The organism is Pseudomonas sp. GCEP-101 (genome assembly GCF_025133575.1).
Taxonomy (GTDB): Bacteria; Pseudomonadota; Gammaproteobacteria; order Pseudomonadales; family Pseudomonadaceae; genus Pseudomonas; species Pseudomonas nitroreducens_B.
Window position 1 is genome coordinate 1,694,864 of the sequence record NZ_CP104011.1, and the last position, 16,095, is coordinate 1,710,958.

14 protein-coding genes are annotated in these 16,095 nt (G+C 67.7%); 7 read left to right on the top strand and 7 right to left on the bottom strand.

The window, feature by feature from the left end; all coding sequences use genetic code 11:
• Positions 1-127: 127 nt before the first annotated feature.
• The 3 genes from N0B71_RS07675 to fdhA all read left to right on the top strand — a co-directional run bounded on the left by N0B71_RS07675 (position 128) and on the right by fdhA (position 3,326).
• Positions 128-763, top strand: a complete 636-nt coding sequence (locus tag N0B71_RS07675) for a sarcosine oxidase subunit gamma (RefSeq protein WP_259758161.1) — start codon at positions 128-130, stop codon at positions 761-763.
• A gap of 96 nt (positions 764-859) precedes the next feature.
• A complete protein-coding gene (locus N0B71_RS07680) occupies positions 860-1,717 on the top strand; it encodes a formyltetrahydrofolate deformylase (RefSeq protein ID WP_259758162.1) in 858 nt (285 codons plus the stop codon).
• Between the two features lie 409 nt (positions 1,718-2,126).
• Positions 2,127-3,326 carry a formaldehyde dehydrogenase, glutathione-independent gene (fdhA, locus tag N0B71_RS07685; protein WP_259758163.1) on the top strand — a complete coding sequence of 400 codons (1,200 nt, stop codon included), beginning with the start codon at positions 2,127-2,129 and terminating at the stop codon, positions 3,324-3,326.
• A 429-nt stretch (positions 3,327-3,755) separates the two neighbouring features.
• Here fdhA and N0B71_RS07690 read toward each other — a convergent pair whose 3' ends face one another.
• From N0B71_RS07690 to N0B71_RS07710, 5 genes are all read right to left on the bottom strand, one after another.
• Positions 3,756-4,868, bottom strand: a complete 1,113-nt coding sequence (locus N0B71_RS07690) for a class II histone deacetylase (protein WP_259758164.1) — start codon at positions 4,866-4,868, stop codon at positions 3,756-3,758.
• Positions 4,865-6,256, bottom strand: coding sequence for a purine-cytosine permease family protein (locus tag N0B71_RS07695; RefSeq protein ID WP_259758165.1), 1,392 nt, complete (start codon positions 6,254-6,256; stop codon positions 4,865-4,867). Before N0B71_RS07695 ends, N0B71_RS07690 begins: the two co-directional genes overlap by 4 nt.
• 66 nt (positions 6,257-6,322) lie before the next feature.
• Positions 6,323-7,363: an ABC transporter substrate-binding protein gene (locus N0B71_RS07700; protein WP_442964669.1), complete on the bottom strand. Its 1,041-nt coding sequence runs from the start codon at positions 7,361-7,363 to the stop codon at positions 6,323-6,325.
• Between the two features lie 205 nt (positions 7,364-7,568).
• Positions 7,569-8,951 carry an aspartate aminotransferase family protein gene (locus N0B71_RS07705; protein WP_259758167.1) on the bottom strand — a complete coding sequence of 461 codons (1,383 nt, stop codon included), beginning with the start codon at positions 8,949-8,951 and terminating at the stop codon, positions 7,569-7,571.
• A 172-nt stretch (positions 8,952-9,123) separates the two neighbouring features.
• Entirely contained in the window at positions 9,124-10,617 is a 1,494-nt protein-coding gene (locus N0B71_RS07710; protein ID WP_259758168.1) for an aldehyde dehydrogenase, read from the bottom strand.
• 344 nt (positions 10,618-10,961) lie between these two features.
• Between N0B71_RS07710 and N0B71_RS07715 the strand changes: the two genes are divergently transcribed.
• The 3 genes from N0B71_RS07715 to N0B71_RS07725 all read left to right on the top strand — a co-directional run bounded on the left by N0B71_RS07715 (position 10,962) and on the right by N0B71_RS07725 (position 14,180).
• Positions 10,962-11,870 carry a LysR substrate-binding domain-containing protein gene (locus tag N0B71_RS07715; protein ID WP_259758169.1) on the top strand — a complete coding sequence of 303 codons (909 nt, stop codon included), beginning with the start codon at positions 10,962-10,964 and terminating at the stop codon, positions 11,868-11,870.
• A gap of 363 nt (positions 11,871-12,233) precedes the next feature.
• Positions 12,234-13,262 (top strand): DUF2914 domain-containing protein, encoded by a 1,029-nt coding sequence (locus tag N0B71_RS07720; RefSeq protein ID WP_259758170.1) that lies wholly within the window; start codon positions 12,234-12,236, stop codon positions 13,260-13,262.
• A gap of 78 nt (positions 13,263-13,340) precedes the next feature.
• The gene (locus N0B71_RS07725; protein ID WP_259758171.1) at positions 13,341-14,180 is read left to right on the top strand and encodes an acyl-CoA thioesterase; all 840 of its coding nucleotides are present in this window, start codon (positions 13,341-13,343) and stop codon (positions 14,178-14,180) included.
• A gap of 259 nt (positions 14,181-14,439) precedes the next feature.
• Here N0B71_RS07725 and N0B71_RS07730 read toward each other — a convergent pair whose 3' ends face one another.
• Positions 14,440-14,781, bottom strand: a complete 342-nt coding sequence (locus N0B71_RS07730; RefSeq protein ID WP_138213617.1) for a zinc ribbon domain-containing protein YjdM — start codon at positions 14,779-14,781, stop codon at positions 14,440-14,442.
• Positions 14,782-15,070: 289 nt separating this feature from the next.
• On the opposite strand from N0B71_RS07730, the gene N0B71_RS07735 reads away from it, so the two are divergent.
• On the top strand, positions 15,071-15,358 hold the full coding sequence (locus N0B71_RS07735) for a hypothetical protein (protein ID WP_259758173.1): 288 nt from the start codon (positions 15,071-15,073) through the stop codon (positions 15,356-15,358).
• A gap of 78 nt (positions 15,359-15,436) precedes the next feature.
• Here N0B71_RS07735 and N0B71_RS07740 read toward each other — a convergent pair whose 3' ends face one another.
• Entirely contained in the window at positions 15,437-16,060 is a 624-nt protein-coding gene (locus N0B71_RS07740; protein WP_259758175.1) for a c-type cytochrome, read from the bottom strand.
• Between the last annotated feature and the right edge of the window lie 35 nt (positions 16,061-16,095).

Below are 16,095 nucleotides of genomic sequence, written 5' to 3' on the forward strand. Positions count from 1 at the left end.
AGAGGGGACAGGTCGGAGCCGTCGGCGAGCACGACACTCACAGCACACTCAGCTCGGCCCCCTCTCCCTCGGGAGAGGGCTGGGGTGAGGGGAAACAGGCGATAAGCGCCCCCAAGGTGAACAGAACATGAGCAAAGCCAATCTCTACCAGCAACGCCCCGCAGACGGCATCCAGGCCGAATCGCCCCTGCACCACGCCGAGCTGGACAAGCTCGCCGCGCGCAAGGTGGCCAACGCCGGCGTGACCCTGCGCGAGAAGAAATTCCTCGGCCACCTGACCCTGCGCGGCGACGCCCACGACCCGGCCTTCGCCGACGGCGTGCACAGGGCGCTGGGCCTGGAGCTGCCGGTGGCCCTGGGCCTGGTGGCCAAGGGCGAGACCTCGCTGCAATGGCTCGGCCCGGACGAATGGCTGCTGATCGTCCCCGGCGGCGAGGAGTTCGCCGTCGAGCAGCGCCTGCGCGAAGCGCTGGGCGAGGACCTGCACTATGCCGTGGTCAACGTCAGCGGCGGCCAGACCCTGCTGCAGCTCGAAGGCGCCAAGGTCCGCGAAGTCCTGATGAAGTCCACCGGCTACGACGTGCACCCGAGCAACTTCCCGGTGGGCAAGGCGGTGGGCACCCACTTCGCCAAGTCCCAGCTGGTGATCCGCCATACCGGCGAGCACACCTGGGAACTGGTGGTGCGCCGCAGCTTCTCCGATTACTTCTGGCTGTGGCTGCAGGACGCCTGCGCCGAGTACGGCCTGCAGGTCGCCGCGTAAGCGGTGCTTCCTCCCCCTCTCCCGCTGGGAGAGGGCCGGGGTGAGGCAAGCCCCACCCCAACCTCTTGGACAAGAGGAAACCTCCGGAGCCAGACCATGAGCCGCACCCCCGATACCTGGATCCTCACCGCCGACAGCCCGAGCCTGCTGGGCACGGTGGACGTGGTGACGCGCTACCTGTTCGAGCAGCGCTGCTACGTCACCGAGCACCACTCCTTCGACGACCGCCTGGCGCAGCGTTTCTTCATCCGCATCGAATTCCGCGCCGGCGACGGCTTCGACGAGGCGGCCTTCCGCGCCGGCCTCGCCGACCGCGTCTCGCCCTTCCAGATGAACGTCGAGCTGACTCCGCCGGGCTACCGCAGCAAGGTGGTGATCATGGTCTCCAAGGCCGACCACTGCCTGAACGACCTGCTCTACCGCCAGCGCATCGGCCAGTTGCCGATGGACGTGGTGGCGGTGGTCTCCAACCACCCGGACCTGGAACCCCTGGCGCGCTGGCACGGCATCCCCTACCACCACTTCGCCCTGGACCCCAACGACAAGGGCGCGCAGGAGGCGAAGGTCTGGCAGGTGATCGAGCAGACCGGCGCCGAGCTGGTGATCCTCGCCCGCTACATGCAGGTGCTGTCCCCCGAGCTGTGCCGCCGCCTGGACGGCTGGGCGATCAACATCCACCACTCGCTGCTGCCCGGCTTCAAGGGCGCCAAGCCCTATCACCAGGCCTACCAGAAGGGCGTGAAGCTGGTCGGCGCCACCGCCCACTACATCAACAACGACCTCGACGAGGGGCCGATCATCGCCCAGGGCGTCGAGCCGGTGGACCACTCCCACTACCCCGAGGACCTGATCGCCAAGGGCCGCGACGTGGAATGCCTGACCCTGGCCAAGGCCGTGGGCTACCACATCGAGAAGCGCGTGTTCCTGAATGCCAACCGGACGGTGGTGCTGTAACGGCGCCGCTCCCGTAGGGCGCATAACGCCACAGGCGTTATCCGCCGTGACACACCGAACGGCGGATGGATGGAGCTCATCCGCCCTACGTTCCGGTAGGAGTGGGGCGCTCGCCGAAGGGCACCCTCTCCCCAGCCCTCTCCCTGAAGGGAGAGGGAGCAAGAGCAGTGCGGAGTCGCCGGATGTCACGGTATTCCCTCCACACACGGATATCCCCTCTCCCGCTTGCGGGAGAGGGTTAGGGAGAGGGGCTCTTGAAAGCCCCCGCTCCCAACCACCGAGCAACACCGACAGACCCGCCGGCTGCCAGCAGTACTTCCGGCCCTGTCGCGCAACACACGACATCCCAGTGCAAAACCGCGAGCCGCAAGGCCCGCCTTTGTACCCACAAACACAATGAGGAATGCGTATGTCTGGCAATCGTGGTGTGGTTTATCTCGGCCCGGGCAAGGTCGAAGTTCAGAACATCCCCTATCCGAAAATGCAGGACCCGCAGGGCAAGCAGATCGACCACGGGGTGATCCTGCGCGTGGTCTCCACCAACATCTGCGGCTCCGACCAGCACATGGTCCGCGGCCGCACCACCGCGCCGGAAGGCCTGGTGCTGGGCCACGAGATCACCGGCGAGGTGGTGGAGATCGGCCGTGGCGTGGAAACCATGAAGATCGGCGACCTGGTCTCGGTGCCGTTCAACGTCGCCTGCGGCCACTGCCGCACCTGCAAGGAGCAGCACACCGGCGTCTGCCTGACGGTCAACCCGGCGCGCGCCGGCGGCGCCTACGGCTATGTCGACATGGGCGGCTGGGTCGGCGGCCAGGCCGAGTACGTGATGGTCCCCTACGCCGACTTCAACCTGCTGAAGCTGCCCAACCGCGAACTGGCGATGGAGAAGATCCGCGACCTGACCTGCCTTTCCGACATCCTGCCCACCGGCTACCACGGCGCCGTCACCGCGGGCGTTGGCCCGGGCAGCACCGTCTACATCGCCGGCGCCGGTCCCGTCGGCCTCGCCGCTGCCGCCTCGGCCCGCCTGCTGGGCGCCGCCGTGGTGATCGTCGGTGACGTCAACCCGACCCGCCTGGCCCACGCCAAGGCCCAGGGCTTCGAGATCGCCGACCTGTCCAAGGACACCCCGCTGCACGAGCAGATCGCCGATCTGCTGGGCGAGCCGGAAGTGGACTGCGCGGTGGACGCGGTGGGCTTCGAGGCCCGTGGCCACGGCCACTCGGGGTCGCAGCACGAGGCGCCGGCCACCGTGCTGAACTCGCTGATGGGCGTGGTGCGGGTCGCCGGCAAGATCGGCATCCCGGGCCTGTACGTCACCGAGGACCCGGGCGCGGTGGACGCGGCCGCCAAGCAGGGCTCGCTGAGCATCCGCTTCGGCCTGGGCTGGGCCAAGTCGCACAGCTTCCACACCGGCCAGACCCCGGTGATGAAGTACAACCGCCAGCTGATGCAGGCCATCATGTGGGATCGCATCAAGATCGCCGACGTGGTCGGGGTGGAAGTCATCACCCTGGACGACGCGCCCAAGGGCTATGGCGAGTTCGATGCCGGCGTGCCGAAGAAATTCGTCATCGACCCGCACAACCTGTTCCGCGCCGCCTGACGGCGCACCCGCCCCCCGGCCGCGGCTCCACTTCCGCGGCCGTCTCTCCAGGGGAGCCGCAAGGCTCCCTTTTTTTCTGCCCCGCCAATTGGCACGGCCTACCCCCGTAGGAGCGGACCTTGTCCGCGAAATCCATCGCGGCGGAGTCTCTCTCTGCAGGGGGTCGCCAGGCGCTGCGCCCGTCCTGAAAATATTCATCCGGCAACGACTGAGCAATGGCGAAGATTCGCGGACAAGGTCCGCTCCTACGAGAGCCGCGCCCTCCGGGGACGACGCCCAAGGGTTCGCACCGAGATCAGTTCGTAGGATGGGTGGAGCGCAGCGATACCCATGCGGAGGTGCCGAGGATTGATGGGTATCGCTTCGCTCCACGCCATCCTACAAATGCAATCAGCCCGTAGGGCGGAAACCGCCGTGACTTGGCGGGATTCAGCCCAGCAGCTTCTCCGCCATCCGCGCCAGTGCCTGGCGCTGGAAGGCGCGGAAGTCCGCGTCGGGCTGCTGGCCTTCGAGCATCGGCAGGAAGGGGTCGACCACGTCGGTGCGCACGCCGGCCATTTCCTCGATCACCGCGTGGCCGCAGAACGGCACGTAGGCTTCGGCGTAACCGCCCTCGTGCACCACCACCAGCCGACCGTCGCACAGGCGTTCGGCGGCATCGCGCACGGCGGCGGTCATGAAGCGGAAGGTCTCGCTGTGGGCGAGCATGCGCGCCAGCGGGTCCACGCCGTTGGCGTCGAAGCCGCTGGCGACCACGATCAGCTCGGGGCCAAAGCGCTCCAGCGCCGGCACGATGATGGTCTCCATGGCCACGCGGTAGGCGTCGTCGCCGCTGCCCGGATAGAGCGGCACGTTGAGGTTGTAGCCCTTGCCCGCGCCCTCGCCGATGTCGTGCACCGCACCGGTGCCGGTGGGGTAGCAGTCGGCCTGGTGGATCGACAGGGTCAGCACGTCGTCGCGGCCGTAGAAGATCGCCTCGGTGCCGTTGCCGTGGTGCACGTCCCAGTCCAGCACCGCGACGCGCCGGATGCCGTGGCGCGCCTTGGCCGTCTCCACCGCCACGGCGATGTTCGCCAGGTAGCAGAAGCCCATGCCGCGATCCGGCAGGCAATGGTGGCCCGGCGGGCGGGACAGCGCGTAGGCGTTGTCCAGCTCGCCGCGCAGCACCGCCTCCACCGCGGCGATGGTCAGGCCGGCGGACTGCCGGGCGATGTCGTAGGTGCCATGGCTGACCATGGTCTCCTCGCCCATGTCGCCGTGGCCCGCTTCGCTGTAGGCCTTGAAGCGCTCCAGGTAGCTGGCCGGGTGTACCCGCCGCAGGTCTTCCTCGCTGGCCAGCGGCGCGCTGGAGAGGCGCAGCCGGCTGCTCAGGCCGGAGACGTCCATCAGGCTTTTCAGCCGGCGCTTGCTCTCCGGCGACTCGGCGTGGCCCGCGCCCACCGGCGGCTGCAGCCAGCCACCGACGGGCAGGATCAGCGCGTGCAGCCCGGTCGCGTGCCAGAAGCAGCGTTCGTCGAAGAAGAACCCGGTACGGCGGCTCATGCGCGGGCCGCCTTCAGGCTGCGCTGGCGGTTGCGGCTGAACAGCCAGTAGATCGGCGAGACCACGCCCAGGCCGACGACCCAGGAGATGTCCGCGCCGTTCATGGCCTGCGCGGCGGCGCCGGTGTAGAGCGCGGTGGACATGAACGGCACCTGCACCAGGATACCGAGGATGTAGCAGTTCACTGCGGTCCAGTTGAAGGTGCCGTAGATGCCGCCGTCGCGGCGGAAGAACGACAGCACGTCGTACTCGCCGTGGGCCACCAGGTAGTAGTCGACCAGGTTGATCGCGCTCCAGGGCACCAGCACGTAGAGCAGCAGCAGGATGAAGTTGGTGTAGTTGGCCATGAAGTTATCCTGGCCGAGCAGCGCGATGGCCAGCGAACCGCCGAACAGCACCAGGGCGATCACGGCGCGCCAGCCGGCCTTGGCCGACCACGCCGGGATCAGCGTCTGGCCCACGGTGATGGCCGACAGGGTGCCGCAGTACAGGTTCATCGAGTTGGTGGCGGCGATACCGATGGAGAACACCGCGACCATGATGGCGCTGAAGCCGCCGGTCATCTCGATCAGGCCGGCGATGACGTCGCCCTCGCCCACCGACAGGCCGACCAGCACACCCAGCAGCATCGGCAGGATCGAGCCCAGGCAGCAGCCCCAGTAGCTCGACCAGAACGCCGTGCGCGCGCCGGTGCCCTGCGGCATGTAGCGCGAGTAGTCGGAAACGTAGGGCGCGTACGCCAGCTGCCAGAGCGCGGCGATCGACAGCGCGCCGAGGAAGCCGGGGATGTTGTTCTCGTTGCGCTGCAGCAGGTCCGCCGGCAGGCCGTGGACGAACACCAGCCAGACGAAGCTGACCAGCAGCACCGCGCCGGAGAGCCAGGACATGAGGCGGGTGTAGCCGTGGATCAGGCGGTAGCCGAACACCGTGGCGATCACGCTGATGGCGCCCACCAGCAGGATGCCGGTGTTGGTGCCGATCGCCTCGAAGCGCGCGTGCAGCGCCTGGCCGCCGAGCACCAGGTTGGAGGCGAAGAAGCCCAGGTACATGATCACCACCAGGGCGACCACCAGCAGGGAGCCGAAGGAGCCGAACTGGCCGCGGGTCTGCACCATCTGCGGTACGCCCAGTTGCGGGCCCTGGGCCGAGTGCAGGGCCATGAACACGCCACCCACCAGGTTGCCGAGCACCAGCGCCAGCACGGCGGCGAAGAACGGCAGCTTGAACACGGTGACCGCCAGGGCGCCGGTGACCACGGTCAGCAGCATGATGTTGCTGCCGAACCAGATGGTGAAGAGGTCGCGGGCGCGGCCGTGTCGTTCGTGCGCAGCGATGGGCTGGATGGTGCTCAGCTCCAGCGTCGCCGCCTGGTTTTGCGTCGTTGTCATTGTGTTTCTCACGCGTCGTTGGCAAGGCAGGCCCGGCGCGAACGCCGGGCGTGGATCAGAAGCGGATCAGCGGGCGGCCCAGGCGTTGAAGCGCTGCTCGAGCTCTTCGCCGTGGTCGACCCAGAAGGCCGCGTCCACCGAGCGGGCGCCGTCGAGGTTGGCCGGCGCGGTGGGCAGCGCGTCGCGCACGTCCGCCGGCAGCAGCTCCAGCGTGCCCTTGTGCACCGGGCCGTAGGGGATGTTCTCGGAGAAGGTCTTCTGGGTTTGCGGCTGGCTGGCGAAGGCGATGAACTTCTCGGCCAGCGCCTTGTTCGGCGTGCCTTTCACCACGGCCCAGTATTCCGGGTCGTACAGGCTGCCCGGCCAGACGATGCCCAGCTTCACGCCTTCCTTCTGCGCGGCGGCAATGCGGCCGTTGTAGGCGGCGCTCATCACCACGTCGCCGGCGGCCAGCCACTGCGGCGGCTGCGCGCCGGCTTCCCACCACTGGATGTTGGCCTTGAGCTGGTCGAGCTTGGCGAAGGCGCGGTCGACGCCCTCCTTCGTACCCAGCACCGTGTAGAGGTCGGCGGGCTTCACGCCGTCGGCCAGCAGGGCGATTTCCAGGGTGTACTTGGCGCCCTTGCGCAGCCCGCGCTTGCCCGGGTATTCGGCGGTGTTCCAGAAGTCGGCCCAGGACTGCGGGGCCTTGGCGACCTTGGCGCCGTTGTAGGCCATGACCATGGACCAGACATAGGTGGCCACGCCGCACTCGCTGAGGGTGCCGGGGACGAAGTTCTTCTCCTCGCCGATGGCCGCCGGGTCGATGCGCTCGAACAGACCTTCCTCGCAGCCGCGCAGCAGCTCGGGGCTTTCCACCTCGACCACGTCCCAGGTGACCTTGCCGACGTCGACCATGGCCTTCACCTTGGCCATTTCGCCGTTGTATTCGCCGGCGACGATCTTGCCGGCGCCGCTGGCCTCGAAGGGCTTGAAGTAGGCCTGCTCCTGGGCCGCCTTGGTGGCGCCGCCGAAGGAGATGACGGTGATGCTTTGGGACTGTGCATTCGCGCTGCCGACAGCGGCGGCCAGGGCACAGGTGATGGAGATGCGCGTGAGCAAGGACACTTTCATGGAACGACTCCCACAGCCGGATTGGCGTTGTTGTGTTGCTGGGCAGTACCCCCGGCCAGAAGCCGGGCAAAAGGGTTCCATCGCGCGGGCGTCTTCGCGCTCGCGGCGTTGTTGTGGAGCTTGAGCGGTGTAGGAGCGGGCCATGCCCGCGACCGCTCATGGGTCGCGGGCATGGCCCGCTCCTACAGGGAAAGACGGCTTACAGCACGCCGATTTCCTGGGCCGTGCGGTCCACCGCGCGGCGGGTCTTGTCGACCAGTTCGTCGATCTCGGCACGGCCGGCGACCAGCGCCGGGGCCATGATCATGCGGCCGAGGGTGGAGCGGATGATCACGCCCTCCTCGAAGCCGATGGTGCGGCAGCGCCAGGCGATGTCGTTCTCGTTGTCGAAGCGCTTGCGGGTGGCCTTGTCCTGGACGAACTGCAGCGCGGCCACGAAGCCGGCGCCCTGGATGTCCCCCACCAGCGGGTGGTTGCCGAAGACTTCGCGCAGGCACTGCTGCAGGTACGGGCCGGTGTCGTTCTTCACCGCCTTCACCCAGCCCTCGTCACGCAGCGCGCGCAGGTTGGCCACCGCCACCGCGGCCGCCACCGGGTGGCCGGAGTAGGTCAGGCCGTGGGCGAACACGCCGCCCTCTTCCACCAGCGCCTGGGCGATGCGCTTGCTCAATACCAGGCCGCCCATGGGGATGTAGCCGCTGGTCAGGCCCTTGGCGATGGACAGCGTGTCGGGCTGGAAGCCGAAGTGCTGGTGGGCGAACCATTCGCCGGTGCGGCCGAAGCCGCCGATCACTTCGTCGGCGCACAGCAGCACGTCGTACTGGCGGCAGATGCGCTGGATTTCCGGCCAGTAGCTTTCCGGCGGGAAGATCATGCCGCCGGCGCCCTGGAACGGCTCGGCGATGAAGCCGGCGACGTTGTCGGCGCCCAGCTCGAGGATCTTCTCTTCCAGCTGCAGCGCGCAGCGACGGCCGAACTCGGCCGGGGTCAGGTCGCCGCCGGCGGCGAAGAAGTAGGGTTCGTCGATGTGCGCGATGTCCGGGATCAGGCCGCCCATCTCGTGCATGAACTTCATGCCGCCCAGCGCGGTGGCTGCCAGGGTGGAGCCGTGATAGCCGTTCCAGCGGCCGATCATGATCTTCTTCTGCGGCTTGCCTTCGATCTGCCAGAAGCGGCGCACGGTACGGATCAGCACCTCGTTGGCCTCGGAGCCGGAGTTGGTGTAGATCGCGTGGCTGTAGTGGTCCGGCAGCAGGCTGAAGAGCGTCTCGGAGAGCTCGATCACCGCCGGGTGGGTGGTGTGGAAGAACATGTTGTAGTACGGCAGTTCGTCCAGCTGGGCGGTGGCGGCGGCGGTCAGGTCCTTGCGGCCATAGCCAAGGTTGGTGCACCACAGGCCGGACATGCCGTCCAGGTAGCGGTTGCCGTCGTTGTCCCACAGGTGCAGGCCTTCGCCGCGCACCATCACGCGCGGGCCTTCGGCGTTCAGCGCCTTCTGGTCGAGGAAGGCATGGATGTGGTGCGCCGCGTCCGCTTTCTGGTAGTCACGGGTGTCGCGGGGCGCGCGGGTGTTGTCGGTCATCGACTTTTCTCCTCTATCCCTCGGCGGTGCTCCGGCAGCCGGCCTGAGGGGTCTTCAGGGGATCGAGGGCGACGGACTTACCTGGGCAGTCTCACCGGCCGTCTCGAACGGTTCGGTTAGGAATTCGGGTATTGCTCAGTCGCCGGGCGCGAGCCCGGCGGCCTGTCTTGTATCAGTCGCGCAGCTGGAACCAGGTGGTTTTCAGCTGCGTGTATTTATCGAAGGAATGCAGCGAGAGGTCGCGGCCGAAGCCCGACTGCTTGCCGCCACCGAACGGAATCGCCGGGTCCAGCGCGTCCACGGTGTTCACCGACACGGTGCCGGCGTTCAGCTTGCGCGCGACGCGGTGGGCACGGTGCAGGTCGTCGCTCCACAGGGACGCGGCGAGGCCGTAGATGCTGTCGTTGGCCAGGCGCACGGCTTCCTCTTCGCTGTCGAAGGGGATGACTGCAAGCACCGGGCCGAACACTTCGTCGCGGGCCAGGGACTGCTGCGGGCGCACGCCGGTGAAGATGGTCGGCTCGATGAAGTTGTCCGAGCCATTGAAGCTCAGCTGGCGGCCGCCGCAGGCGAGGGTCGCGCCGTCGCCCCGGGCGCGCTCGATGCAGGCCATGATGCCGGCGGTCTGCTTGTTGTCGACGATGGCGCCGGCGCGGCTGGCCGGGTCCAGCGGGTCGCCGGGGGTCCAGTCGCGGGCCTTGGCGATCAGGCGTTCGACGAACTCGTCGTGGATGGAACGCTCCACCAGCAGGCGCGAGTTGGCCGAGCAGACTTCGCCCTGGTTGAAGAAGATGCCGAAGGCGGCCTTATCGGCGGCGAGGTCGAGGTCGCGGCAGTCGGCGAACACCAGGTTCGGGCTCTTGCCGCCGCACTCCAGCCAGACCTGCTTGAGGTTGGACTGGGCGGAATACTGCATGAAGTACTTGCCGACCTGGGTCGAACCGGTGAAGACCAGGGCGTCCACGTCCGGGTGCAGGCCCAGCGCCTTGCCGGCGGCTTCGCCCAGGCCCGGTACGACGTTCAGCACGCCTTCGGGGAGGCCGGCTTCCAGCGCCAGCTCGGCCAGGCGCAGGGCGGAGAACGGCGACTGCTCGGCGGGCTTGAGCACCACGGAGTTGCCGGCGGCCAGCGCGGGCGCCAGCTTCCAGGCGGCCATGTCGAGGGGGAAGTTCCACGGCACCACGGCGCCGATCACCCCCAGCGGCGCGCGGGTGATGGTGGCCAGGGCGTTCTGCGCGGTCGGCGCGACCTGGTCGTAGAGCTTGTCGAGGCTTTCGGCGTACCAGGAGAACACGCCGGCGGCGCCCGGCACGTCGATGTTCCAGGCGTCCATCACCGGCTTGCCCATGTTCAGGGTGTCGAGCAGGGCCAGTTCGTCGCGATGGGCCATCATCAGCTCGGCGAGCTTCTGCAGCACGGCCTTGCGCTCACGCGGGGCCATGCGCGCCCAGGGGCCGCTCTCGAAGGCCTGGCGGGCGACTTGCACGGCGGCGTCGATCTCGGCGGCGCCACAGGCGGCGACTTGGGCCAGCAGGCGATTGGTCGCCGGGTCGATGGACGCGAACGTGGCGCCATCCTGCGCGGCCACGCGGCGGCCGCCGATCAGCGCGCTGTCGATGAAGGTCTGCCGGGCAGCACGCTGCCGCCAATCGTTGAGCTCGTACACCAGGGCACTCCTGCTTCTGCTTCGCTCGCCCTCGAGGGACGTTGTTGTTCGAATGTGGAGGGGATGGTCGCCCAAGGCCCTGCCCAGGAAAATTATTAAATTTGTCTTCGGGGTATATGAAAAAGCTGGGCAGCCACGCACCACAGCGGCGCCTTGTGCGCCACCGCGGGGCGCGCCGGCAGGCAGGCACCCGCGTGGCTCTGCGCCCGCGCCCGGAGGGACGCGGCAGGCAGCCAAGGCCATGAAAAATGTGGTCCCCGGCGAGGAAAATCTTCGCCATGGGCCGCCCCCGCCGGCCGGCCCAACGCGGTATCTTGTATAAAAAAGCAGCAACGAGGCGTGCAGTGGCTTCCTATACCTTGCGGCAATTGAAGTATTTCGTGACCACCGTGGAATGCGGCAGCGTGGCCGAGGCGTCGCGCAAGCTGTACATCGCGCAGCCGTCCATTTCCACGGCGATCAAGGGGCTGGAAGAGAGCTTCGGCGTGCAGTTGTTCATCCGCCACCACGCCCAGGGCGTGTCGCTCACCCCCAGCGGTGCGCGCTTCTACCGCAAGGCGCAGGAGCTGCTGCGCATGGCCCACGAGTTCGAGCAGAACGCCCTGGCCGACAACGACGTGGTGGCCGGGCAGATCGACATCGGCTGCTTCGAGACGGTCGCTCCGCTCTACCTGCCGCGGCTGATCTCGGGCTTCCGCGAGCGCTACCCCGGCGTGGAGATCCGCATCAGCGACGGCGAACAGCAGGAGCTGGTGCAGGGCCTCACCGCCGGCCGCTTCGACCTGGCGCTGCTCTACGAACACGACCTCGACGCCACCATCGCCACCGACCCGCTGATGCCGGCCCAGCGCCCCTATGCGCTGCTGCCGGAGAACCACCGCTTCGCCAAGCAGGACAAGGTGTCCCTGCGCGACCTGGTGCTGGAGCCGATGATCCTGCTGGATGTGCAGCCCAGCCGTACCTACTTCGTGCGCATCTTCGAGGAACTGGGGCTGAACCCGCACATCGCCTTCAGCTCGCCGTCGATCGAAATGGTGCGCGGCATGGTCGGCCAGGGCTTCGGCTTCTCCCTGCTGGTCACCCGCCCGCACTCGGAGTGCACCTACGACGGCAAGAAGGTGGTGACGGTGGATGTCGCCGAGGAGGTCAGCACCTCCGGCCTGGTCGCCGCCTGGCTCAAGCGCGCCCAGCTGACCAAGCCGGCGCAGCTGTTCGTCGACTTTGCGCGGGAGGAGTTGAGCGGGAAGCACTGAGGGCGCTTTTGGCTTTTGGCTTTTGGCTTTTGGCTTTTGGCTTTTGGCTTTTGGCTTTTGGCTTTTGGCTTTTGGCTTTTTGTAGGAGCGAGCTTGCTCGCGAACCCGTCCTCCTGCGCGGCGGTTGCCCTCTCCCTAACCCTCTCCCTGAAGGGAGAGGGGACTGTCCGGCAGGCTCTGAAAGCTCGGCGCTAGCCGGCTGACTCCGTAATCAAGCCAACACTGCAAACGGCCCCCTCTCCCCCCGGGAGAGGGCTGGGGTGAGGGAAAAGCCCAAACACCGAGCCCTCCCGTCACTCCCCCACCCCCAACCCGACATCCGGGGTTACAATCCCACCCCCAACCGCAATGCCTCCCCGCCCCATGCTCATCTGGAAAGAGCGCGTGCAGCGCCTCATCACTCTCGTCGTCGGCCTGCTGCAGAAGTACCCGCGCGTCATCGCCCTGTTCGGTTTCTGCTCCGGGGTATTCAGCTTCATCATGGTGGACCGCCACCGCGCCGGCTTCGCCCGCGCCATGGCCATCGTCATGCTGATCAGCTGGATCTGGCTGATGCTGGAGAACCTGCTCACCCAGCGCTTCAAGAGCCGCTTCGGCTGGGAAGTGCCGCCGGGCCTGCTGCGCTACGGAACCCAGCTGATCCACCAGGAAAGCCTGTTCTTCTGCCTGCCGTTCTTCTTCGTCACCACCACCTGGAACAGCGGCCAGGCGCTGTTCACCGGCGTGCTGACGCTGGCGGGGCTGGCGGCGATCACCGACCCGATCTACTACAAATGGCTGTCGGTGCGGCGCTGGACCTTCCTCGGCTACCACACCCTGACGCTGTTCGCGGTGCTGCTCACCGCGCTGCCGATCATCCTCCACCTGAGCACCCCGCAGAGCTACCAGGCGGCGCTGGCCATTGCCGTGCTGCTGTCCTTCCCCAGCCTGGCGGTGACGGTGAAGATCCACAAATGGTGGCGCTGGTTCGCCCTCGTCGGCCTGACCCTGTCCATCGGCGCGGTGGGCTGGTTCGCCCGCGCCTGGGTGCCGCCGTCGACCCTGTGGATGACCGAGATGGCGGTGACCGAGAGCTTCGACAACGCCCAGCGCACCCCCGGCGACAGCCTGGCGACAGTCAGCGTCGCGCAGATCAAGAGCCAGGGCCTCTACGCCTACACCGCGATCAACGCGCCGCGCGGGCTGAACGAGCGCATCTACCACGCCTGGCGCCTGAACGGCCAGGAAGTCGACCGCATCGCCCTCGACATCAAGGGCGGCCGCGAAGCCGGCTACCGCGCCTGGACGCACAAGCAGAACTTCCCCAGCGACCCCAGCGGCGACTGGCAGGTACAGGTGCTCACGGAAGCGGGCCAGGTGATCGGCACATTGAGGTTCGAGGTCACGCCCTGACCACTCGGTATCCTTGACCGGCCTCGGCGCTTTCCCCTACAAGAGCCTCTTCCGAGAACAAAAAGCGCCGAGAGAGTCATGACCGATACCGCCTTGCACCCGTTCGACCGCGCCGTGGCCCTGCAACCCGTGGCCGGCGAGCCCAACCTCTACGAGGGCCACACCAGCCAGGACTACTGGAACATGGTCGGCCCCTTCGGTGGCGTTACCGCGGCGGTCCTGCTGCAGGGCGCGCTGCGCCATCCGCAGTTGCTGGGCAGCCCCTTGTCGCTGACGGTGAACTACGCCGCAGCCGTGGTGGCCGGCGCCTTCCGCGTCGAGGCCGTGCCGGTGCGCACCAATCGCTCCACCCAGCACTGGCTGCTGCAACTGACCCAGGCCGATGAGGCCGGCGAGCAGCAGGTCACCACCACCGCCACCCTGGTCACCGCGCTGCGCCGCGAGACCTGGAGCCTGACCGACCTGCCCCTGCCGAACGTGGCCCCGCCCGCCGACTTCGAGGCGATGAGCCCCACCGCCAAGGGCGTGGCCTGGCCGAAACAGTACGAGATGCGCCCGGTCTCCGGCGCCTTCCCGACCCAGTGGGACGGCAGCGGCGAGACCAGCCGCAGCCAGCTGTGGCTGCGCGACGCCCAGGAGCGGCCGCTGGACTTCCTCTCCCTGGCCGCGATGAGCGACATCTTCTACCCGCGCATCTGGCTGCGCCGCGCCACCCCGGTGCCGGCGGGCACGGTGTCGATCACCACCTACTTCCACACCGACGCCGCGCAGATGGCCGACGTCGGCGCGGGCTACCTGCTGGGCGACGCCCGCGCCCAGGAGTTCCGCAACGGTTTCTTCGACCAGAGCGCCCAGCTGTGGAGCGAGACCGGCGCGCTGCTGGCGACCAGCAACCAGGTGGTGTACTACAAGGAGTGAGCCATCGCTCCACCGTAGGATGGCGTTGAGCGCAGCGATACCCATCAATCTCGCGACCGGCCCATGAAGAATGACCTCGACCTGCAGGAGCGCGCCATGCGCGCGATCGCGGGCATGGCCCGCTCCTACAGGTGGCGATGTCCAGCCACATCTGGAGAAGCAAGCAACACAGCCTGAAGCATCAGCGATCAGGTTCACGGACGCAGAGCATGAAAAAGCCCGGCACATGGCCGGGCTTTTTCATGGGCAGCGAGAAGGCTCAGACCTTCTTCACGAATTCCGACTTCAGCTTCATTGCGCCGATGCCATCGATCTTGCAGTCGATGTCGTGGTCGCCGTCCACCAGGCGTATGTTCTTCACCTTGGTGCCGACCTTCACCACCAGGGACGAGCCCTTGACCTTGAGGTCCTTGATCACGGTGACGGTGTCGCCGTCCTGCAGCAGGTTGCCGACCGAGTCCTTGATCACGCGGGCGTCGCCGTCGGCCTCTCCCGAGCCGTCAGCGGACCACTCGTGGGCGCATTCGGGGCAGACCAGCTGGGCGCCGTCTTCGTAGGTGTATTCGGAGTTGCATTTGGGGCAGGGCGGCAGCTGGCTCACGGCGGTTCTCACAATCGAAACGGTAAAAAGACCGCAGAGTATATAAGGTTTCTCGCTTTCCCGCCCGGCCCGCGGACGGCAACCGGCCGCCCGCGCCGCCGAACCTAGGCGAAACGCGAAAACGACGGATACCCGCCGGGACTTTCAGAGGCAGGTTGGGTGCGGGAGATTCGGAAATTTCGCGCCGCATCTCGGAGCCCGGGTCATGGTCTCTCCGCGCGGCGGCGGCAAAGCTTGCCGCCCCGGTCAGCTGACCGGCACCAGACCATCCTCGATGAGTGAGCACTCCATGAAAAAGCTTTGCATCCTGTTCGCCGCCTGCGCCGTTCTCGCCGCCTGTGACAAGAAAGACGAGTCGACCACCACGACCGCTGCCCCCGCTGCAGCCACCCAGCAGGAAGCCCAACCGGCCGCCAAGCCGGCTGAACAGGCCGCTCCGGTAGAGCAGGCCGCTGCCCCGGCAGCGCCGGCAGCTGCAGCAGAACCGGCCGCTCCCGCCGAGCAGGCTGCCACCCCGGCAGCGCCGGCCACGCCGGCCGCCGACGACGCCAAGCCGGCGGACGACAAGCAGCAGTAAGCGTCCTCCCGCTGCCCGGCGCACCCCAGCGCGCCGGCGAAGCGCTCCAGCCAGCCGCCTCCGGGCGGCTGGTTGCTGTCAGGGCTGCAGTTGGCTGAGGTAGGCGCTCAGGGCAGCGATATCGTCCTCATCGAGCAGCGCCGCCACCGCCAGCATCGGCGAGCCCGCGCGGCTGGGGTCCTTGTTCCTGTAGCGCTGCAAGGCGTGGGTCAGGTAGACCCGCGACTGCCCGGCGATGCGCGGGAAGCCGTCGTGGCCCAGGGCATTGGCGCCGTGGCAGGTGGCGCACACACTGGCGAAACGCTGGGCGCCTCGCTCCACCAGCGCCTTGTCCGGCGCCGCTTCGGTTCGTGGCAGCACCTTCTGCTGGCTGAAGTAATAGGCGATGTTCACCCGCTCGTTGAGGGTCAGCAGCCGGGCCGCCTGGTTCATCACGAAGTCGGTGCGCTGGCCGTCGACGTACTGCTCGAAGGCATCGAAGAGGTACTGCGGGTTCTGCCCGGCCAGGTTGGGAATATGCTCGCGCGTGCTGTTGCCGTCCTTGCCGTGGCACTTGCTGCACAGCAGGATGCGCTCCTGGGCGGCAGCATAGGCCTGCTCGCGCCTGGCCGGGTCCTGCTCCAGGGCGGCGAGCCGCTCCATCAGCTCCGATGCCTGCGCACTGGCGCACAGCAGCATCCACAACAGAACGACTCTTCCCATTGCCGCGCCCTGGTCCGTTTTCCCAGCCTCGACGC